Annotated in this window: 13 protein-coding genes and 1 tRNA gene; 10 read left to right on the top strand and 4 right to left on the bottom strand. The window is 38.7% G+C overall.

Annotated features, from left to right (window positions below; all coding sequences use genetic code 11):
- Window positions 1-9 precede the first annotated feature (9 nt).
- The gene (locus tag AACZ87_RS10620) at window positions 10-210 is read right to left on the bottom strand and encodes a hypothetical protein (RefSeq protein WP_339867024.1); all 201 of its coding nucleotides are present in this window, start codon (window positions 208-210) and stop codon (window positions 10-12) included.
- A 765-nt stretch (window positions 211-975) separates the two neighbouring features.
- Here AACZ87_RS10620 and AACZ87_RS10615 point away from each other — a divergent pair.
- The 7 genes from AACZ87_RS10615 to AACZ87_RS10585 all read left to right on the top strand — a co-directional run bounded on the left by AACZ87_RS10615 (window position 976) and on the right by AACZ87_RS10585 (window position 13,604).
- On the top strand, window positions 976-1,623 hold the full coding sequence (locus AACZ87_RS10615; protein ID WP_339867022.1) for a sigma-70 family RNA polymerase sigma factor: 648 nt from the start codon (window positions 976-978) through the stop codon (window positions 1,621-1,623).
- Window positions 1,624-1,760: 137 nt separating this feature from the next.
- The gene (locus AACZ87_RS10610) at window positions 1,761-2,816 is read left to right on the top strand and encodes a FecR domain-containing protein (RefSeq protein WP_339867020.1); all 1,056 of its coding nucleotides are present in this window, start codon (window positions 1,761-1,763) and stop codon (window positions 2,814-2,816) included.
- A gap of 167 nt (window positions 2,817-2,983) precedes the next feature.
- The gene (locus tag AACZ87_RS10605; RefSeq protein ID WP_339867018.1) at window positions 2,984-6,307 is read left to right on the top strand and encodes a TonB-dependent receptor; all 3,324 of its coding nucleotides are present in this window, start codon (window positions 2,984-2,986) and stop codon (window positions 6,305-6,307) included.
- Window positions 6,308-6,319: 12 nt separating this feature from the next.
- A complete protein-coding gene (locus AACZ87_RS10600; protein WP_339867016.1) occupies window positions 6,320-7,999 on the top strand; it encodes a RagB/SusD family nutrient uptake outer membrane protein in 1,680 nt (559 codons plus the stop codon).
- A 128-nt stretch (window positions 8,000-8,127) separates the two neighbouring features.
- The gene (locus tag AACZ87_RS10595) at window positions 8,128-9,789 is read left to right on the top strand and encodes an FAD-dependent oxidoreductase (RefSeq protein ID WP_339867014.1); all 1,662 of its coding nucleotides are present in this window, start codon (window positions 8,128-8,130) and stop codon (window positions 9,787-9,789) included.
- Window positions 9,790-9,965: 176 nt separating this feature from the next.
- Window positions 9,966-11,654, top strand: a complete 1,689-nt coding sequence (locus AACZ87_RS10590; RefSeq protein WP_339867012.1) for an FAD-dependent oxidoreductase — start codon at window positions 9,966-9,968, stop codon at window positions 11,652-11,654.
- A 321-nt stretch (window positions 11,655-11,975) separates the two neighbouring features.
- Entirely contained in the window at window positions 11,976-13,604 is a 1,629-nt protein-coding gene (locus AACZ87_RS10585; RefSeq protein ID WP_339867010.1) for a carbon starvation protein A, read from the top strand.
- An 885-nt stretch (window positions 13,605-14,489) separates the two neighbouring features.
- On the opposite strand, the gene AACZ87_RS10580 is transcribed toward AACZ87_RS10585, so the two are convergent.
- Window positions 14,490-14,578: transfer RNA gene (locus AACZ87_RS10580), tRNA-Ser, on the bottom strand.
- A 303-nt stretch (window positions 14,579-14,881) separates the two neighbouring features.
- On the opposite strand from AACZ87_RS10580, the gene AACZ87_RS10575 reads away from it, so the two are divergent.
- The gene (locus tag AACZ87_RS10575) at window positions 14,882-15,136 is read left to right on the top strand and encodes a hypothetical protein (RefSeq protein ID WP_339867009.1); all 255 of its coding nucleotides are present in this window, start codon (window positions 14,882-14,884) and stop codon (window positions 15,134-15,136) included.
- A gap of 54 nt (window positions 15,137-15,190) precedes the next feature.
- On the opposite strand, the gene AACZ87_RS10570 is transcribed toward AACZ87_RS10575, so the two are convergent.
- Window positions 15,191-16,402 carry an S-adenosylmethionine:tRNA ribosyltransferase-isomerase gene (locus AACZ87_RS10570; RefSeq protein ID WP_339867007.1) on the bottom strand — a complete coding sequence of 404 codons (1,212 nt, stop codon included), beginning with the start codon at window positions 16,400-16,402 and terminating at the stop codon, window positions 15,191-15,193.
- A gap of 70 nt (window positions 16,403-16,472) precedes the next feature.
- Here AACZ87_RS10570 and AACZ87_RS10565 point away from each other — a divergent pair, with 70 nt between their 5' ends.
- A complete protein-coding gene (locus AACZ87_RS10565; protein WP_339867005.1) occupies window positions 16,473-17,555 on the top strand; it encodes an o-succinylbenzoate synthase in 1,083 nt (360 codons plus the stop codon).
- Here AACZ87_RS10565 and AACZ87_RS10560 read toward each other — a convergent pair.
- Window positions 17,552-18,691 (bottom strand): lactonase family protein, encoded by a 1,140-nt coding sequence (locus tag AACZ87_RS10560; protein WP_339867003.1) that lies wholly within the window; start codon window positions 18,689-18,691, stop codon window positions 17,552-17,554. The genes AACZ87_RS10565 and AACZ87_RS10560 overlap by 4 nt on opposite strands.
- A gap of 174 nt (window positions 18,692-18,865) precedes the next feature.
- On the opposite strand from AACZ87_RS10560, the gene AACZ87_RS10555 reads away from it, so the two are divergent.
- Window positions 18,866-21,400, top strand: a complete 2,535-nt coding sequence (locus AACZ87_RS10555) for a phosphoenolpyruvate carboxylase (RefSeq protein WP_339867001.1) — start codon at window positions 18,866-18,868, stop codon at window positions 21,398-21,400.
- The last annotated feature ends 74 nt before the right edge of the window (window positions 21,401-21,474 follow it).

The following is a 21,474-nucleotide window of genomic DNA, read 5'->3' as shown; positions in this document are numbered from 1 at the left end:
TTTTGGATTCTAGAGCTTATCTAGGATTTCCCTGATTAACCTTTCTTTGTCAATTTCCTTTTTTCTTTTTGACCGTAGGCTCAGTATATAAATGATCCATATTCCCCAAGCGACAGCAAAAAGAGGAAAAGGATTTTCCGCTCCCAATGCTCCTATCATCGCAATGAAGCTGATGAAAACCGTCCCTAAAATTTTTATTACTGACCACATAATCAGTTCATTTTGATTAGGCTACAGTATACTAATTTTTGATTTTATTTCAAAAATAAGATGTGTAAAAGTATAAATACGGAAAGATGTATTTATATAAATACATGTAGTTAGGTTTTATGAATAGAGACTTCTGTTGATCGCCTTGTGAACAAATCTTTCTGCCGAATTTGTCGATACGTTTGGCAGCACTTGCATTTTGATACATCCACAATGCCTATTTTTCTCAATTGTCTGAGTGTTTTCCAGAGGGGTAGATTCTGATGCTACAGCTATAATGGTCTATTTCTGACTCCCTTTACCTCATTTGACGTGTTCCTGAAGGACCTTCTTTATTACTTTCTCATTATAAGCTTTTTTGTTTTCTACCATATCAATAAGAAAATATTTTCATGGTTGAAGACATCTTTAGAAAAACGATAAACCAAGTACGTAGAGGTACATTATGCTGTAAACCTGATAATGTCGCACTGTATAAACCAGCTTGTTTTAAGCATCTGCCCGGTGCGGACATTCGGCATTATTTATAAATTCTTGAGAAAAATGAGCAATTTATCATCTGCATTTTAGAGACCTGGATTTACTGAGGAGACTGACATATTTTCTAATGTATGAGGGTGAGGTGTATTCTATCTTTATTGTAAAATACACCTACTTATTTAGATGTATTACTGTTTTAGCCATTAAAAAGCTTACTGATTTGACAGTTTTTTAATTAAAGAAAATTATTGTTTTCTTGTAAAGAACAATAATCCCTCTTATCTGATGAATAGTAATTTACCCAATTCTATTTCCGACAACTCGGGAATGAGTACTAGTCGTAATGAAGAAAACCCGCCATTTTCATCCGACATTGAAATCTGGAAAGCATTTAAGTCTGGAAATAATTCCGCTTTTATCACTATTTATGAAAGATTTTTTGACAGTTTGTTTAGCTATGGGTTAAGAATAAATAGTGACCAGGAATTGGTAAAAGATGCTATTCATGATGTCTTTTTGGACTTGAAAAAGAACAGTACTTCTTTAGGGGAAACAGATTCCATCAAATTTTATATGTTCAAATGTCTAAAACGAAGGATTTATAAAGAATTGATAAACTGGACAAATCTCAAAGAGGAACAGGAAATATCTAATAGTTTTGAGATCACTTTTTCGCACGAACAAACATTAATTGATAAGCAAATTGATTTTGAAATGACTCAAAAAATCAATCTTGCAATCCAGAACCTCTCCCCTCGGAAAAGAGAGGCTATTTATTATATTTATTATGAGGGGATGTCTTATGAGCAGGTTTCTGAACTAATGGGTTTGTGTGACGCTAAATCTGCAAGGGACTTAACCTATAAGGCACTGAAATGTTTGAGGGAATCTTTGGGGTTTCTCCCCCTATTTTTTACTGCTTTCCTTCCGTAGACAAATAATTTAATAGGGGGATTTCACTGTTTTCAATAGGTAATATTGAGATTTTGAAAAAATAAGTAATTTTTTTTGGCGTTGTCTTGCGCCTTTTATCCTTTACCTAGTGTAATTGATTATTAACACTGGCGTGAATGAGTGAGATAAATGACCTTTTGGAAGATCTTGAATTTATTAGATGGGTAAAATACCCAGATAATGAATTGACAATTTTTTGGAAAAGCTGGTTAGATGCTAATCCAGATAGGATTGAAGATGTTAAGCTAGCACGAGAAATTATTCTGGGTTTTCAATTCCCAGCACCAATAGCTTCTTCCGAAACTAAAAAGGAGGTTCTTAATAGAATACTTCGGAATAAAGATAAAGGGTATGCATCCGATGAAAAGCAACTTTTGATCAAACCAATTCAAAAAAATTGGCAAAGAAGATCATGGCAATTTTCAAGGGTAGCTGCAATTTTAACAGGAATGTTTTTGCTCTCAGTATTGCTTCTCAATCTAAAAAATGAGAACAAAACAGAAGAAATTTTGAATACAGTTACTTGGGTTTCTAAAACCACAAACCCTGGTGAAAAATTGAATTTCAGACTCCCTGATCAAACTATTGTCTGGCTGAACTCAGGAAGTAGCCTTGAATATCCCGAAACCTTTGACTCAACTGTTAGGCTTGTCAAATTAAAAGGTGAAGGATTTTTTGAAGTTTCTGAAAACGCACAGCAGCCATTTATAGTAAATTCTGATAGCCTATTTACCACTGCACTCGGGACTTCTTTTAATATTAATGTAAAAAACTCAGGGGAGATTAAAGTTTCCTTAGTGACAGGTAAAGTTAGCATCAACTATCAATCTGACACTTTGGAATTTTTACTAACTCCTGGGGAAGAACTCAGCTATGAAACAAAGAGTAATCAAGGAAAAGTCACAGAATTCAATGCTGAGAATGTGTTAGGATGGAAAACTGGAAAACTAATATTCAAAAGAGCCCCACTTCATGAAGTAATGGAGGGCTTGGAAGAATGGTATGGAGTAGAAATTAGCATAACAGGATACCCCAGCGAGGAGTGGCGGTTTAACGGCAAATTTGAAAATCAAACACTTGAGAATGTATTGAAGAGTATGTCCAATATTGAAAATTTCAGCTACAAAATAGAAAATAAAAAAGTGAAAATTTATTTCAATAACAACAACTAACTCAAATCCAAATGAAATCGAACTATGTGAATGCACCCTAAGAGAAAAAGCCAACTGAAAAAGATCAGCTGGCTTTAGTAGGTAGCCTGAAGGCGGTTAAACTATTGGGGAATAGGAAAAACCTTCAGACTCAGCTTAATGAAATTTTCAATAAACCACTCAAAATTATGCAATTAAACTTACAAAAGACAATCTATATGTTGTCCAAGTACTTCTTGTATGGCTTTATAGTACAAATGATGGTCTTTAACTTTGTATTAGCTACAGATGTTAATGGTCAGTATAAATCCATAGATAAGGTTCATGTAAAAATTGACACAAAGTCAATGTCCCTTATTCAATTTTTTAAGTCAATAGAGGGACAAACTCCTTTCAACTTTCTTTATGATCATGAAAAGATTGATTCAGAGAAAATTATAATCATCCAAGAACATGCAGGCTCTGTCGAAAGTTTTTTGAGGCAGATATCCGTTCAGTCTAATTTAAGATTTAGACAGGTGAACAACGGGATAGATGTCAAAGAGAATCCGCGACTTCCTCATGTGACTATTTCAAACCCTATTGAATTTGCAGAAATCAAAGGCACAATAGTAGATCAAAGTGGTCTTCCACTTCCAGGCGTCACAGTGATAGTTCAAGGGACTACTCAAGGAACAGTATCTGACGTGGATGGCAAATTCACTATTGATGTACCATCTGGTGGAACGCTAGTATTCTCTTTCATAGGCTTTGAAGAACAATCTATTGAAATTGGAAATCAAAGTGAACTTTCAGTTACCATGACTGAAAGTCTGGCAGATTTGGACGAAGTAGTTGTGGTGGGTTATGGTACTCAGAAAAAAGTTAACCTAACTGGAGCAGTCAGTTCAATTTCTTCAGATGAAATTGTGAATCAGCCAGTTGGGCAATCATCAATGGTATTACAAGGTCTTGCTCCTGGGGTAACAGTAACGCAACGCAGCGGACAGCCAGGAGGCGATGGTGGAAATATAAGAATCAGAGGAGTTGGGACATTAGGAGATTCAAATCCACTAATAATGGTAGATGGGGTAGAGTCTAACATGAATAATGTGGATCCTAATGAAATAGAAAGTATTTCAGTTTTAAAGGACGCTTCTTCAGCTGCTATTTATGGATCTAGAGCTGCAAATGGTGTGGTTTTAATTACTACTAAAAGAGGTAAAGATGGAGTAAATGTAAACTATAATATGTACGCGGGTTTTCAATTACCCACTCGAACACCAGAAATTGTTGGTGCTTTGGATCATATGATGCTAGCAAATGAAGCATTTACCAATATTGGTAATGCCCCTCAGTATTCCGATCAGTTTATTTCTGACTATGTGGCTGGTATGCCTTCAGACCAATATCCAGATACCGATTGGCAAGATCTGACCATGAGCAATTCTGCTTTTATGCAAAGCCATAATGTAAGTGTAAATGCTGGAAATGAAAAAGCAAAAGTCTTAGGCTCTTTTAGTTATTTGGATCAGGATGGGATTATTCCTAATACGGGATTTAAGAGATACAATTTGAGATTTAACTCTGATATTAATGTTACTGATCGATTGAAGCTTTCAATGGACATTTTTCTAAGAAAGGCAGACAAAACGGAACCCTCTTCTGGTACAGGCTATGTGTTTCACTGGATGCGTAGGATACCTTCGAATGAGGTTGGGGTTTTGTCAAATGGTCTCTACGGAGAAGGATGGAATGGGGATCATCCTTTAGCAAGAGCAAAAGATGGTGGATTGAGAACTGAAGAAAGTCTTGATGCTATTTTGAACTTTAGACTAAATTACAATTTCACTGATTGGTTATCGGCAGAAGTGATGTATGCTCCAAAATTGTGGAACCCGCATGTCAAAAGCTTCTCTAATATAACACAGACCTATGCCCGGGATGGAGAAACACCTACTTTCTTTGTACCACAGCGCAATTCCTTATCGGAAAGTTATACCAGAGAATGGTACAATAATTTTCGCGCACTTGTCACCATTGACAAAACTTTCAATGACATCCATACTTTTGGATTCACCGCAGGCTATCAGCAAGAAGACCAAACCAATCAATGGATTTCTGCATATAGAGAAGTATTCCCACTTCCTGATTACCAGCAGATCAATGCAGGCAATCGGCTTAATGAGCAAACAGGTGGGTCCGCAACACATTGGGCTCTCCAATCGGTTTTTGGCAGAGCCACTTATAATTTTGATGAACGATACCTATTAGAGGCTAACCTAAGAAGAGATGCTTCATCCCGTTTTGCAGAGGGAAATAGAGCTGGTGTTTTCCCTTCTTTTTCTGCGGGATGGAGAATATCAGAAGAAGCGTTTATGAAGGGAACAAGCAATGTGATTGATCAACTTAAACTTAGAGCATCTTGGGGTCGATTAGGAAATCAAAACATAGGATTGTATCCCTATGCTGCATTTATATCTCTAGGAGGAAGTGGTCAAGATTATGCATTTGATGGAGTAAATTCTCCTGGATCTGCATTGAATAGCATGGCTAACAATGATATCAAATGGGAAACTACAGAAACCACCGATATTGGATTGGAATTCAATCTTTGGGGCAAACTGGATGTGACCTTTGACTATTACCAACGAAAAACCAAGGACATACTTTTACCATTGAACATTCCTTTGACTCTCGGTCTAAATGCTCCCTATCAAAATGCTGGGGTGGTTCATAATAATGGTTATGAAATCATGCTTAACTACCGTGACAGAATTGGGGATTTTAATTATGGCGTAATGGTGAATTTTTCTGATGTGAAAAATGAAATTGTTGACATGAAAGGAATAGAAAACACTGGACTGACTGTCAATAGAGAAGGTTCTCCGGTAAGTTCCTTTTTTGGTTACGTTGCTGATGGCTTTTTTCAGACTCAAGAAGAGGTAGACAATCATGCAACTCAATTTGGAAATGTTGCGCCAGGTGATATCAGATATAAGGATTTGGATGGAGATGGAATGATCAATGATAGAGATCTTGCAGTGATTGGTAGTAATATTCCAAGGTATACTTATGCATTAAAGCTTAATGCCAACTATAAAGGGATTGATTTATCTATTTTTTTCCAAGGAGTTGGTCAAGCAGATGGATATCTATTCGGCCAGGGAATTATGCCTTTTTATCTTGGAGGAACAGTCCAAGAACAACATAAAGATCGATGGACCCCTGAAAATACAGATGCGAGGTATCCTAGACTTGCTTGGAATCAAACCAACAACCAACAGAACTCCAGTTTTTGGATGAGCAATGCTGCTTATTTAAGACTTCAAAGTGTACAGTTAGGATATACATTTCCTAAATCAATTCTCCAAAGACTTAAAATCCAAAATTTAAGGGTTTACCTAAGTGGAAGAAACTTGCTTACAGTTACAGATTTTTACGAAGGATATGATCCGGAAGCTCCAGTAAGTGATGGTGGATGGTATCCACAAATGGCCACCTATACTATGGGATTAAATCTCAACTTCTAAACTCTTATAACTATGAATAAGCTAATAAAATATATAGGTATAATTTCTATTCTGATCTTTATCCAATCATGTGACGATCAATATCTGGAACGATTACCTCTTGATTCGCCTTCAAGTGAAACATTTTTCGCTAATGAAACTGAACTTGAAATGGCAGTAACAGGGGTCTATAATCGACTTTGGTATAAATCACAAGGTGCTGTTTGGTTCCTTTCATTTGATTTCGCTTCAGATGACGGATGGGATAGAAATGGTAGTTCTCTTCAAGCACTAGGAAGGGGAGAGCAAAATGCTGACAATGGTTATACCAATGGATTCTGGTCTGAATTCTACAGAGCAATAAACCGGGTGAATTACATTACATCGGGTTCGGAAGAACTAAGAGAGAAAATGGATTCCGCAAAATATGACCGTTTAGTAGGTGAGGCGAGATTTATTCGAGCCTATTTCTATGCTTACTTAGCAGAATTATATGGGGATATCCCACTAGTGATAACCACGCTTACACTTGATGAATCGCAAACACCAAGAACTTCAAAAAGCGAAGTGATAGATTTTGTGCTTTCTGAACTGAACGAGATCAAGGAATATCTTCCTATGAATGCTTCTGAAAAAGGTAGAGTTACAAAAGGCACCGCACTGGCTTTGATTTCCCGGGTTGCTCTGTGGAATGAAAGATGGGAGGAGTCTGCTTCTGCGGCGAAAGAACTGATGGATTCAGGTGCTTATAAGGTAGATCCGGATTACTCGGGAATGTTTACTTTTTCAGGAGACGATTCCCCAGAAGTGATCATGAGGATACAGTACCTAAGAGGAGTTACTACGCATAATACGCCTCGGGACTTCCTGTCTAGAATGTCATTGGGACATTCCAATAAGAAGCCACCACAGGATTTCGTAGATACGTTCGATTGCATTGACGGATTACCGATTGATCAATCTCCTCTTTATGACACCCAACACCCTTTTGAAAACAGGGACCCTCGAATGGATTACACCTTGGTAGTTCCAGGTTCTAGGCTGGTAAATTGGATATTTGAAACTCATAAGGACAGTACTCAGACATGGGAGTTCCGAGGTGATGAAAACTTTCGTGTTCCTAATATTGAGGCTCAACACGCCTATTCATCCTTCACTGGGTATTTATTCAGGAAACATGTTGATGTTGCTGACTATCCAACCAACGTAGGTGCATCTGATCAAGGCCTTACCATTTTTAGGCTTGGAGAAGTATTACTCAACTATGCGGAAGCCAAGGTGGAAATGAACGAACTCGACGCTTCTGTTTATGATGCTATAAATTCAATCAGGGAAAGAGAGTCCGTACAAATGCCTCCAATAACGCAAGGAAAATCACAGGCTGATTTACGCAACATAATCAGAAAGGAAAGAAGAAGTGAGTTGGGAATGGAAGGCTTAAGATACTTTGATATAAGACGATGGAAAATTGCCGAGGACGTGATCCCAGGTCCATTAAGAGGAAGAGTGAATAGATACGGAGCAGGTGGATGGTTAAATGAGCCACCTAGGATTGATCCTATGGGAACTCCGAATTACGACAACATCAGCAATGCTGATGAAATGGTTGTAATCGAGACCAGAGCATTCAATCCAAGTAGGGATTATCTATGGCCGATCCCTCGAATTGAATTGGAAACGAATACTGCGTTGACTCAGAATCCAGGGTATTGATTTTTACCCCGTAACTATCGATTTAAATGGAAGGGCTTGACTTTTAAAAATATTTAGAAGCAAAGCCATTCCCTTTCATCGGAGGCATGAGTTTCCGATATCAAACATCTCACTTTAAATAAAAAAAAATGAAAAAAACACTAATCACATTATGTGTTCTAATAACTACACTTATTTCCCAAAATTCATTTTCCCAAAAATATGACATTGTTATTTATGGCGGCACATCGGCAGGGATAGCAGCTGCGATCCAAGCTTCGAGAATGGAAAAATCAGTAGTGCTTATTGAGCCTTCTCATAGATTAGGAGGATTGACTACAGGAGGACTTGGACAAACTGATATTGGCAACAAGCAGGCGATTGGAGGTATATCAAGAGAATTTTACCAGGGTATTAAAGCTTATTACGACCAGCCCGAAAACTGGAATTGGGAGAAGAAAAGTGAATACAGGGACAGCGGGAATACCAGAACAAAAGAAGGAGAAGATGCTATGTGGACATTTGAGCCTTCGGCGGCATTAAAAGTCTATGATCAAATGCTAAAAGGCGAAAAGATAGATATAGTTTATGGGGAAAAACTCCTGAGAACCGATGCAGGCGTGAAAAAAATAGATGGAAAAATTCATTCAATTACCATGGAAAGCGGAAAAACTTTTGATGGAAAAATGTTTATGGACGCTACATATGAAGGAGATCTTTTGGCTACAGCAGGGGTGAGTTATACAGTGGGAAGAGAAAGTAATGATGAATACAAAGAGTCACTTAATGGTGTTCAAGCAAACTACTGGAGTGTGACACTTAAAGGCAAGGCATCCCGTAATGCCCGAAATCATAATTTTGTTCCTGGAGTAGATCCATATGTGGAGAAAGGTAATCCTAATAGCGGCCTCCTTCCATATATAATCGAAGGTGGCCCTGGTATAGATGGTTCTGGTGATAAAAAAGTTCAGGCATATGGTTTCAGAATGACTCTCACAGATCATCCGGAAAACAGGCTCCCTTTCGAAAAACCAGATGGATATGATGAAATAAATTATGAGTTGCTTTTTAGAAACTTAGAAGCAGGTGAAACTGTATTGCCTTGGATTAATTCTACTATGCCTAACCGCAAAACAGACACGAACAATAAACAGGGATTTTCGACTGATTTCGTTGGTCAAAACCATGATTATCCAGAAGCCAGCTACGAAGAGCGGGAAAAAATAGTTGATGCACATCGAACCTATCAGCAGGGATTGATGTGGACACTTGCCAATCACCCTAGGATTCCGGAGAATGTCAGAAATGTGTATTCTCAATGGGGAACTACCAAGGATGAATTTGAGAACGAAGATGGATGGCAAAACCAACTCTACATCCGTGAAGCAAGACGTATGGTCAGTGACCTAGTGATGACCCAGCGTCACTGTGAAAGATTGGATGTAATAGACGATGCGGTCGGCCTGGCTGCTTATGGCATGGATTCACACAACATCCAGAGATATGTGGATCACAACGGCTTTGTACAAAATGAGGGTAATGTGGAAGCTCATGTAGAAGGCCCTTACCCGATTAGTTACAGATCCATAGTGCCAAAAAAGGAGGAAGCACATAATTTATTAGTACCTGTATGCTTAAGTGCCTCACACATAGCTTTTGGCTCTATTCGAATGGAACCTGTATTTATGGTTTTAGGACAATCTGCTGCGATTGCAGCTTCTCTGGCAATAGACGATGAAGTCTCTGTACAGGATTTGTCCTATGAAAAGCTCAAATCTGCGTTGGTGTCTAACAAACAAAGAATAGAGTAATTCAAATACGCGAATAGATCATCCATTTTAAACATAATCCCATGATATCGTGTCTGAATGAATCAGATAGGCGGGTCAAAGTCTGCACCAAGCGGGATAAAAATAAACCCTATAAGATTCAATCTAGCTTCCTCCGTCATGGGACGAGTTATGACCATCGATAACCATTATAAAACATGAAAATTATAGCTAGCATAAAAATTTGCCTTTTGGCATTTTTCATAATTCATGCTTTTGGGTCATGTAGCCCAAAAGGAAATGAAAAACAGGAAACTATCACTGATGTGATTGTCTATGGAGGTACTTCCGGAGCAGTGACCGCAGCGATTCAGGCAAAGAAAATGGGGAAATCTGTCATTATGGTTTCACCGGATACTCACTTAGGAGGTCTTTCTTCCGGAGGATTAGGGTGGACTGATACAGGTAAAAAAGAGGTTATCGGTGGGCTTTCCCGTGAATTCTATCAGAGAGTATATGACAAATATCAAACCGTGGATGGCTGGAAGTGGGAAGATCAGTCAGATTTCGGGAATAAAGGACAGGGAACACCTGCAATAGACGGAGAATTCCGGACGATGTGGATCTTTGAACCCCATATCGCAGAAGAAGTATTTGATGAATGGGTAAAAGAATTGGGGATAGAACTTTACCGTGATGAATGGTTGGATAGAGAAGCTGGCGTAACTGTGGAAGATGGGGAAATCACCTCCATAAGAACACTGAGCGGAAAGGAGTTTAAAGGAAAAATGTTTATTGATGCTACCTATGAAGGGGACTTGATGGCAGCAGCAGGGGTAAATTATCATGTGGGCAGGGAAGGTAGTAGCGTATATAATGAGGAATGGAATGGTATCCAAACAGGCGTTTTTCACCATCGTCACCATTTCAAAGTGTTGGATCATCCTATTGATCCATATTGGACTCCAGGTGATCCTTCCTCAGGCTTGATTCCAAAAATCAGTGGTGAAGACCCTGGAGTAAAAGGAGAGGGAGATAATAAGATTCAGGCTTATTGTTTTAGAACTTGTATGTCTAATCATCCTGATAATAGGGTGCCATTTCCAAGACCCGATAATTATGATTCTACTCAATATGAGCTATTGGTAAGAATTTTCGATGCTGGTTGGAGAGAATGGTTTGGGAAATTTGATATGATTCCTAATAGAAAGACAGATACCAATAACCATGGGCCTTTTAGCTCTGATAATATTGGAATGAACTATGACTACCCTGAAGCTAGCTATGAACGTAGAAAGGAGATTATTAAAGAGCATGAAGACTATCAAAAAGGATTACTCTACTTCGTGGCTAATGATCCAAGAGTGCCTCAGGAAATCCAAGAAGAATTTCAGAATTGGGGACTGGCCAAAGATGAATTTATCGATAATGGAAACTGGCCTCATCAAATCTATGTGAGAGAAGCACGCCGGATGATCGGCAATTACGTAATGACCGAGAATGAATTGCTCCAAAAAAAGCCCACTCCACAGTCAGTGGGAATGGGTTCTTACACCATTGATTCTCATAATATCCAGCGCTTTGTCGATGAGAAAGGGCATGTTCAAAACGAAGGGGATATAGGGGTAGGACTGCCAGAAGCCTATGAGATAGCTTATGGATCTATCATACCCAAAAAAGAAGAAATCAAAAACCTGGTAGTTCCAGTGGCTGTTTCGGCGAGTCATATTGCATTTGGTTCCATTCGTATGGAACCAGTATTTATGATCTTGGGGCAATCCGGTGCTACTGCTGCGGTAATGGCACTGGATCAAGGAATCAGCGTGCAGGATCTTCCTTATGAGAATTTGAAAGATCAATTAATGAAAGATGGACAAGTATTGAATATAGTGGATCAAATTAAATAACCATTATATCATTCTTGAAAGAGGAGGGAAAAGTGCGGTAATTCCGCATTTTTTCCTTCCATATTAATATACTCCATTATTTATAGCCTAGCTAGCCAGTATCAATTGATTAGCAGTATGTTATTGGCATAAAATGGATATACCTAATGAAAAAATAAAACATGCTGATTTATTGAGTTTTAAAACCATGCTCAAAAGTCTCAAAGTGGTTAAAAACAGATCCTTCCTTTTAGAAAGAACTATAAAGGATCTTATTTTGACATCAAGTAATTAGGGTAGATTTTTACTCCGAAAACCCTATCAATACCCAAACATCCACTCATGAACCTTACCGTTCTTCTTCTCATTTCTGCTGTTATATTATTCTTAGCTTATAAAATTTACGGCAAATACGTGTACCGAAAATTCGGCTTAAGTGATGAAAAACCAGCTCCATCACATACGCACAGGGATGGTGTGGATTACGAGCCAAGTAAGCCCATTGTAGTTCTAGGACACCACTTTGCCTCCATTGCAGGTGCTGGCCCGATAGTAGGCCCTATTATCGCTGTAACATTTGGCTGGATTCCAGCCGTGATATGGATTTTGGTTGGAGGTATATTTTTTGGAGCTGTACATGATTTAGGAAGTTTGGCCACATCTCTGAAAACTGAAGGAAAATCTATTGGCGTAATTATCAGAAACCAAATTGGAATGAGGGGCAAGCAACTCTTCATTATTTTCAGTTTTTCTACCTTAATTCTGATTATTGGAGTTTTTGCGGACATTATCGCCAAAACTTTTGTTACAAATCCGGGCGTAGCCTCAGCCTCTATATTTTTTATTCTATTAGCGATAGTTTTTGGTTGGGTAAACAGATTTGTGGGAAGTAGGAAAATAACATTTATTGCAATCACCGTAATTGGTGTGGCTTTGATGTATTTTTTCGTGTTTCTGGGTATGAAACTGCCATTTGTTTTAGATTATAAAATATGGGTTTTGGTATTATTGGCTTATGCATTTATTGCTTCGGTGACACCCGTCAGCATGCTTCTTCAGCCAAGAGATTATCTTAATAGTTTTCTTCTCTACGGGATGATCATTGCTGCTGTGTTAGGGGTATTCATCTCTAGTCCGGAAATGCAAATGACAAATGAAATCCATGTTGCGGACGAAAATCTTGGATACATTTTCCCTGTTCTCTTTGTGACGATTGCCTGTGGGGCGATCAGTGGCTTTCATTCATTAGTCGCCTCAGGCACTACTTCTAAACAACTCGATAAAGTCTCGGAGGCCAAGTTGGTAGGATTTGGCGGGATGCTCATAGAATCATTTCTGGCAATCATCTCGGTAATTGCCGTTGTCATTTTGACTAGGTCAGAATATATAGACAGATTATCTACTGAAGGCCCTGTGGCACTTTTTTCCACCGGATTGGGAGCGATGATCGCTAGTCTGGGGATTCCTGAGGATTTTGCAGTCGGATTTCTGGCATTGACTGTATCAGCTTTCGCACTTACTACTTTGGATACATGTACTCGACTGGCTCGGTTTACATTACAGGAATACTTCGAAGATGTTCCTCAGCCGGCTGGTCAGTTCTTGGCCAAAAACCGCTACGTTTCTACATGTATTGTAGTAGTCTTTTCTATTCTTTTATTGCTTTCAGGTGAGTTCACCACACTTTGGCCAATCTTCGGCTCAGCAAACCAGCTGCTTGCTGCTCTTGCCCTTTTGACCATCGCCGTTTGGTTGATCAAGAAAAATATCAACGCACTCTTCGTGACCATTCCAATGTTTTTCATGTTTACCGTTACGCTATCATCATTGGCACTTTTTGCCTGGAAAAACTTCAAAGACGAAGTTTATGTCCTTTCAATCATAGCAGCACTTCTTTTTGTATTGGCAATTGCGTTGATAGTTTTAGCAACCAAAAGCTTGAAAAAATATGTCAAAACATCATCTGTTTAGTATTGATACTAATATTCTTACTCGGTAGAATAGTGGATTTTTTTACTCAATGTTCTCTTAATATACCTACTCTTCATTTTTGACTTGAAATGGTGATATGTGGCGGACATTAACATAAATGCCAGTAATCAAGAGTGCATGGAAATTTACTTTTTTTGAAAGAAAGTGCCACACTTGAGAGGATTTTGATATGGTAATCTCCAAAACAAATTCACTGAACATTCACAGGAAATGTATACTGATTTTAGAACAATAGCGTATCTATTTATGCATTAATATTTTTCTATCAGCGAAAACGATCCAATGAATTTTTTGGCTATAATTTCTTCTCTACTATTAACTCATTACTTAAAGGGAATTTCAGGAAGGTGCCTCCAGTTTGATATTCAGATTAGTGGGGAATCGTACCAGTCGTACGGTTCGTACACCTCGTACCGTACGAACTATTCGAGGCAGGAAAGAAATTAGAAATAGCGCCATCCTCTAAGCACTTTTATACATTCTGATTTTAAGAAAATACCCTACACCACATTTCGAAATTTTGAGAGCTTTCCTTTTTTTAAAAAAATCTATGAGCTGAGTTTTTATTCTTGAAGTTGCTTAAGATGAAAGTTGAACTGTTCTAGATGAATTTGATAATTAATGCCGTTGAGTTCTGCTGTAATAATCTTTGAAAAATTCGAGTAATCCACAGGAAAAAATAAGCCTAAGAAGTACATTTTGTCCAATTCTTATTCAAACAAAATTTTATCCACCCAAATCCTTTAACTTTTCAGTAGCCTGCCTTTTGCCAAAATTAAAACTAATTCGCTACTGATTTCGCTACTGATGTAAAAAAACAAAACCCTAACTATCAGTATTTCAGATAGTTAGGGTTTTAAGATGTAGAGAGTGGGGGATTCGAACCCCCGGTACGCTTTGACACGTACGACAGTTTAGCAAACTGCTGGTTTAAGCCACTCACCCAACTCTCTAGATATTTTTATTTTGCTTAATTTTCGTTTTACAAAATCATCCTTTAAATGAAATTCAGGAACTGTGGTTGATTTCTCGCTCAGCTCCATCATGTAAAGCGATGCAAATATAAGTCAATTGATCAGATATTAACAAGCCATATGCAGATAGGAATTCAATGAATAGAGGTTTTTACCTAATCTACTGAATATCAAATAAAATAATTTGGCACAATCTGTCTCGGAAATTGAAAAATACCCTGTATAGGGTATAAATATCAACTATTCACAGCCTAATTTTGAATTCCATACAAAGCTTACGTAATGATAATTCAGACTTCTACTGCAAATTTTCTTATCGAGAAAAGTGAATCGAAAAAAGGATGCGTGTCTATTCGCTCTAATTCCCAAGATGAGCTTAATCGTTTTTTTGGATCATTAGAGATCTCATTAACTGAGGATTTATTTTACTCCTATGAAATTCAACCCTGTAAGCAGGAATTCGCCAATGCCATGATCTTAATGGTAAAGGAAATAGACTATTCGGAATTTGTAGAGTTCAGTCTTCAAATGGCTTAAGTATGGATTTAGACAAAGCCTTTCTATAAAACTCTTTAATTTCGAAAGTTAGGATTATGCGATCCATAGGAGACTGCTATCTCCGTAGCTCAAGAATCGGTACTCATTTGCCAAAGCCTCTCCATAAACTCGCTTCCAGTCCTCTCCGAGGATGGTTGCAATTAGTAAAACAAGCGTAGAACCTGGCTGATGGAAGTTGGTGATTAGCCCTTTCACAATCTTAAATTCATATCCAGGGAAAATAAAAATCTCTGTGGTTCCCATGATTGTTTGCATTCCTTTTTCTTTCATGAACACAAGTATCGCTTCATAAGCTTTTTGTGCCGAAGGCAAACTTTCTCTATTTTCATAGGGAAAAAGCTTCTCAATTTTCAATTCATCTCCTTTTCCTTCAAGTAATTTTACTCCATACCAATAAAGAGTCTCTAAAGTTCGGACTGAGGTAGTCCCTACAGTCACCACATTTCCAAGATTCAACAGAATCTTTTCTATCGTTTCCCGGTTGACATGAATCTGTTCACTATGCATCGGGTGCTCAGTAACCTGGCTTGCTTTTATAGGTTGGAAAGTACCCGCGCTCACATGAAGTGTTACTTGAGCTTCTTTGATTCCTTTCTCCCGTAGTTTTTCAAGAATCTCAGGAGTGAAATGCAAGCCGGCTGTTGGAGCAGCGACTGCGCCTTCTCTCACCGAATAAACCGTCTGATATCGGGATTTATCTTCGTCAATAGGCTTGCGATTCAAATAGGGTGGAAGAGGGACTTCTCCGCTCGCTTCTACTACATCTACAAATGCTATATCGGCGTTATCCCAAGAGAATTCTACTCTGCGACTTTCCCGGTCGATTAATTTTGCAAAAAGATTGATTGCGCTTCCTTGAAATGGGATTTGACCTTTTAGGATTTCTCCATCCTTCCACTTTTTAGAATTTCCTATCATCGTTTCCCAGATCACCGGATGCTTTGCTAGCATGATTTCTGAAATTACAGTCGTAGGTGAAATTGGTTGTAGTAAAAAAATCTCTATCCGGGCGCCAGTTTCCCGCTGAAAAATCAAACGTGCAGGAATCACCTTGGTATCATTATAGACAAGTAGCGTGTCTGAAGGAAGCAAGTCCACGATATTGGAAAAATTCAAATGCGAAATTTGCCCGTCTTTATAATGTAATAGCTTCGATGCATCACGCTTTTCCAATGGGAACTTCGCGATTTTTTCCTCGGGTAATGTATATTCGTAATCGCGTAAATCAATTGCTGGGATTTGCATATGGTCTCTAATTCTGCCTGCAAATATAGCCCAAGTCATTTCAACTACCTTCCAAAACCTTTCTTTATCGATGCATAGCACATCTAAGATCACTTTTGAATACCTGAAACGAACACTGATTTTTAAGTTTGATGCGGGAACATCCAGAGGTATTTTGAAGACAAAGGACGTGTTTTGGATAAAAGCCTTTTATCCAGATCAGCCAGAAATTGCTGGCTGGGGGGAAGCTGCGCCCCTCGTGAAATTAAGTTTGGATGACCGTCCGGATTTTGAGAATATATTGCAGCAAACTCTTGAGCAGATGGCAACTATCGCATGGAGCCAAAATGAAAACGAAGTGCTCAGCCAATTGGGACAATTAATTCCTGTCTATTTACCAAGCATTAGATTCGGATTAGAAACAGCAATTCTTGATCTTCTCAATGGAGGAAAAAAGAAGATCCTAGGCCAGGATTTTTTTGAAGGAAATAGAACTATTTCAATCAATGGATTGATATGGATGGGAGAAAAAGATTTTATGCTTGAGCAGATCAATGAAAAGTTTGAGCAAGGTTTTGATTGCATCAAAATGAAAATTGGAGCCATTGATTTTCAGCAGGAATTGGAGCTTCTTTCTTATATCAGAGAACGATATTCAAAAGATCAAATCACACTTCGGGTAGATGCAAATGGCGCTTTTTCGCCTGAGGAGGCTTTAGCTAAACTAAATGAATTAGCAGAGTTTGATCTGCACAGCATAGAGCAACCTATAGCAGCGGGGAATTGGGGGGCAATGAGTAAGCTTTGCGAAGCTACTCCATTACCAATCGCACTGGATGAGGAATTGATTGGTGTGGAAAATAAAGGTGAATTATTAGACGCAATTCGGCCTCAGCATATTATTCTAAAGCCAACCTTGCTAGGAGGGATCTTAGAAACCAAAGAATGGATAACGATTGCTGAAGAGCGTAACATTGGCTGGTGGATGACTTCTGCCTTGGAAAGCAATATTGGTTTAAATGCAATCGCACAACTTGCTGATAGTTTGGGAGCTTCGATTCCACAAGGTCTGGGCACAGGAAAATTGTATCAAAATAACCTGAAATCTCCACTCGAAATCGATCAAGGCCACATTCGCTACAATTCCCAGATTGTTTGGGAGCAACCTTCTTAGTCACCTAGTCTAAATAGGTATACGGGGCTATGTACACTTACTTTCCAATCTGTTTGTGTCAGCTTTCCTGTTTCTTCGTCTCTTTCAAAAACAACAATATCATCACTTGCCTGATGTGCTGCAAGTAGGTATTTGCCATCAGATGTTAGATTGAAGTTTCTAGGCATGATACCTCCTGATGTTGTTTGCTGTATCAGCCAATAATTCCCATCATCTTTTTTAGCGAAAACCGAAAGGCTATTAGCGTCTCCACGATTGGATACATAGATGTTTTTTCCGTCTGAAGAAAGTCGGACTTCAGCGGCTCCCACAGCTCCTTCATAATCATCAGCAATCAATGAAATGCGCTGTTTTAGAATTATTTTTCCTTTATCAAAATTGAGAATATCTAGGGCTGCTGTCATCTCCTGTACAAGCATGATCTCTTTTCCATCTGCAGAAAAAACTAAGTGTCTCGGCCCATCTCCGGGGGTTACTTTATAGGCATTGTTCAGCGTCAGAGGCTCAGGAGAATTTGCATCAAAATTATAAACATATACCTCATCAGTTCCTAAGTCTGCCACAAGTAAGTATTTGCCATCCGGACTAAACACGGTACTGTGTACATGTGGCGAGCTTTGCCTGCCTTTATTAACACTGCTTCCTTCATGTTGAATGGACTGTAGATGGCTTAAATTACCTTTTTCATCAACTTTATAAACGCTAAAATTTCCGCCGCTGTAGTTGGCGGCAGTCAGGAATTTTTCATTTGGAGAAAGAGCCAAATAACACGGATGATCTCCAAAGCTCGGTAATTCACTTATTTTCGAAAGTGTTGGCTTGTCAGTGCTACGATTCAGGCTAATAATATTTCCGCCTGGACCATTGTCTATTTCCTCTAAAGTAAAGACCTTGTCTCCGGCTGAGTTTACCACAACAAATGAAGGGCCTTGGATTCCTGGAAAAATCGTTCTGATTTCTAATTTGTTTTCCGAAGGAGTAAAATCGAGTTGATTGAGTCCCTGACTAGCATCGTCAGTATAGGTGCCTACCAGAAAGGAGTACGTCATAGGTGTTTCTATTATTTCAGTTGTTTTTTCCGTATTACAGGAGAAAGAGATGGCGAGTATGACTGCCGCTAAAAGTGATCGTTGCATAACCGAAAGATATTGAATTATATGAAATGATGATTTTGTGTTTTTATCGGAAAATTGAGCTTTTGATTGCTAAAAAGTAAGAGAATGAGATTATTTGTTAATGAAAACACAATAGTTATTTCAGTTTTTAGAATTTTTATTAATTTGCTTAACCATTAAAACGGAAGATGAATAATGTATAAAACCTATGATACCCAAGTAGCCAAGCGCTTCACCATTTACAACAGTTTATTTTTAGATCTTCCCTTCAATGACATCTACCGAACCGGAACTCTACTTCCGATTTTAGGTACAGCATGTCAAAATGGTTTCCAAAAGGGGTTGACGCCCAAGGAAATTATTGCAGGGTTTTTCGATGAATTGATGCCGGATTCTACTGCAGAGCAGCAATCTGATTTGCTGTTTCAGATGATTCAGTACGTGGAGCGTCAAGTTGTTTTGTTTGACTCCATTGAGGATGCTGCTTATGAGAAAATCCATGATCTGAAAGGTAAAGGAACGATCAAAGCTTTGGTCGATAGAACTGATAATGACAATAAGCGCGAAGAGCTGATTGAAAAGTTGAAAACTTTCTCGGTACGTCTTACACTTACTGCCCATCCTACACAGTTTTATCCTGGCAATGTCCTGGCAATAATCACTGATCTGGAGAATGCCATCCGTACAGATGATCTAGGTAAGATCAATTCACTGTTACAGCAACTTGGGAAAACAGGCTTCACCAAGCGTGAAAAACCAACTCCATACGATGAAGCAGTGAGTTTGATCTGGTTCCTCGAAAACATATTCTACGAGAGCATTTCGGACATCATGGTTCGTTTACTTGGATCATTGGATATTCCACTTCACGATTGGGACAATCCAGGTCTGCTTAAAGTCGGATTTTGGCCAGGAGGAGATAGAGATGGTAATCCATTTGTGACGCACGAGATCACTAAGCAAGTAGCAGCTCGCTTGAAAAAATGGGTTATAAAATGCTATTACAAAGATGTTCGTAAGGTGCGCAGAAGACTTACTTTCAAGCATGTTGAAGAGATATTGATAAAAATTGAGCGTGGTCTTTACTCCACTCTTTTTGAAAATAATCCTGTTTATCAAACCAAAGACCAATTGCTAGCAGATTTGCTTGCTGCAAGAGAGGGCTTGATCAAATACCATGAAGGACTATTCTTGGATGTTTTGGATCAGTTTATTCTTAAAGTAAAGATCTTTGGTTTCCATTTCGCCTGCATGGACATGCGTCAGGATAGCCGCAAGCACGATGCATTGATTGAAGAGATTTTTGCACTTCAAGGAAAGGAACTTCAGGGTACAGAAGATGAGCAAATCGCTCAGATCATGAGCCTTACTGAACTGCCAGAAATCGATTCTTTGCAGGATGAATTCAACCAAGAGATATTGAAGTCCATGGGTGTGATTGACTCAATTCAGCAGGAAAGTGGTGAGGAAATCATGAATAGGTACATTATTTCCAATTGTCAATCCAGAAAGCACCTCCTTGAAGTATTTAAATTAAATAAATTATCGCTGGGTAAAGGCAAGGAAAATATGCCTTTGGATATTGTCCCTCTTTTCGAGACGATTGATGATTTGGCGGAAGCGCCAGAGATCATGACCAGTCTTTACAATATGCCTGAGTACAAAAAGCATTTGGAATTCAGAGGAAATAAGCAAACAATCATGCTTGGATTCTCTGACGGAACAAAGGATGGAGGATACCTTCAGGCGAACTGGTCGATTCTAAGAGCAAAAGAGGAGATGACCAGAGTTTCCAGAGAGAATGGCATTGAAGTCGTGTTCTTCGATGGTAGAGGTGGGCCTCCCGCTCGTGGTGGAGGAAACATGCATAATTTCTACGCTTCCTTAGGTGAAAAAGTAGAGAACTCTGAGATCCAGGTTACGATTCAAGGTCAGACGATTTCTGCTAATTACGGTAAGCAGGCTTCTTGTACTTATAACTTTGAACAACTGCTGAGTGCAGGCTTGGAAAATCACCTATATGGTGGAGCTGACAAGAATCTAAATACAGAGCAGCGTGCTTTGATCGATGAATTAGCCGGAGAGGCTTATGAGTCCTATAAAAAATTCAAGAGCCATCCGAAGTTCGTTCCATACCTGGAGCATGTAACTCCGCTGAAGTATTTTGGGATGACCAATATTGGCTCCAGACCTTTGAAAAGAGGGAAAGGTGAAGGATTGAAATTTGAAGATCTTCGCGCAATTCCTTTCGTAGGTTCTTGGGCGCAAATGAAACAAAATATTCCAGGTTTCTATGGAGTGGGAGCGGCAGTGGAAGTCTTGGAAAAGAAAGGGAAACTGGGTGAATTGAAAGCTCTGTACAATGACAGTCTTTTCTTCAGAGCCCTTCTTGGCAACTCTATGCAGTCATTGACCAAGTGTTTCTATCCAGCAACGGCTTATTTAAAGCAGGATAAAAACTACGGGGAATTCTGGGAGATCATGTACGATGAATACTTGAGATCCATCGAAAAACTCAAAGAAGTTTCTTCCATGGACGAATTGATGGGAGATAATAAAGTGATCAAAAAGTCAATTGAAATCCGTGAGCGAATTGTATTGCCATTGATTACAGTGCAGCAATACGCCATTCAGCAAATCCTTGAAACAGGTAAATCTACAGATGTGCTTCAAAAGCTAATCTTGAGAAGTATGTTCGGAATTATCAATGCGGCTAGAAACGCGGCATAAATTTATTTAAGCATAGATGAATGAGGCTGTCTCATATTGATTTTCATAATTTAAAATAGCCTTTTCTATTCAAT

Source organism: uncultured Algoriphagus sp. (assembly GCF_963974365.1).
In the GTDB taxonomy this organism is placed as follows: Bacteria; Bacteroidota; Bacteroidia; order Cytophagales; family Cyclobacteriaceae; genus Algoriphagus.
This window is presented reverse-complemented; position numbering and strand designations above follow the sequence as displayed.

Coding starts and splice junctions, on each gene's coding strand:
- AACZ87_RS10620 (WP_339867024.1), bottom strand. CDS start 210: ATGTGGTCAGTAATAAAAATTTTAGGGACGGTTTTCATCAGCTTCATT.
- AACZ87_RS10615 (WP_339867022.1), top strand. CDS start 976: ATGAATAGTAATTTACCCAATTCTATTTCCGACAACTCGGGAATGAGT.
- AACZ87_RS10610 (WP_339867020.1), top strand. CDS start 1,761: ATGAGTGAGATAAATGACCTTTTGGAAGATCTTGAATTTATTAGATGG.
- AACZ87_RS10605 (WP_339867018.1), top strand. CDS start 2,984: ATGCAATTAAACTTACAAAAGACAATCTATATGTTGTCCAAGTACTTC.
- AACZ87_RS10600 (WP_339867016.1), top strand. CDS start 6,320: ATGAATAAGCTAATAAAATATATAGGTATAATTTCTATTCTGATCTTT.
- AACZ87_RS10595 (WP_339867014.1), top strand. CDS start 8,128: ATGAAAAAAACACTAATCACATTATGTGTTCTAATAACTACACTTATT.
- AACZ87_RS10590 (WP_339867012.1), top strand. CDS start 9,966: ATGAAAATTATAGCTAGCATAAAAATTTGCCTTTTGGCATTTTTCATA.
- AACZ87_RS10585 (WP_339867010.1), top strand. CDS start 11,976: ATGAACCTTACCGTTCTTCTTCTCATTTCTGCTGTTATATTATTCTTA.
- AACZ87_RS10575 (WP_339867009.1), top strand. CDS start 14,882: ATGATAATTCAGACTTCTACTGCAAATTTTCTTATCGAGAAAAGTGAA.
- AACZ87_RS10570 (WP_339867007.1), bottom strand. CDS start 16,402: ATGCAAATCCCAGCAATTGATTTACGCGATTACGAATATACATTACCC.
- AACZ87_RS10565 (WP_339867005.1), top strand. CDS start 16,473: ATGCATAGCACATCTAAGATCACTTTTGAATACCTGAAACGAACACTG.
- AACZ87_RS10560 (WP_339867003.1), bottom strand. CDS start 18,691: ATGCAACGATCACTTTTAGCGGCAGTCATACTCGCCATCTCTTTCTCC.
- AACZ87_RS10555 (WP_339867001.1), top strand. CDS start 18,866: ATGTATAAAACCTATGATACCCAAGTAGCCAAGCGCTTCACCATTTAC.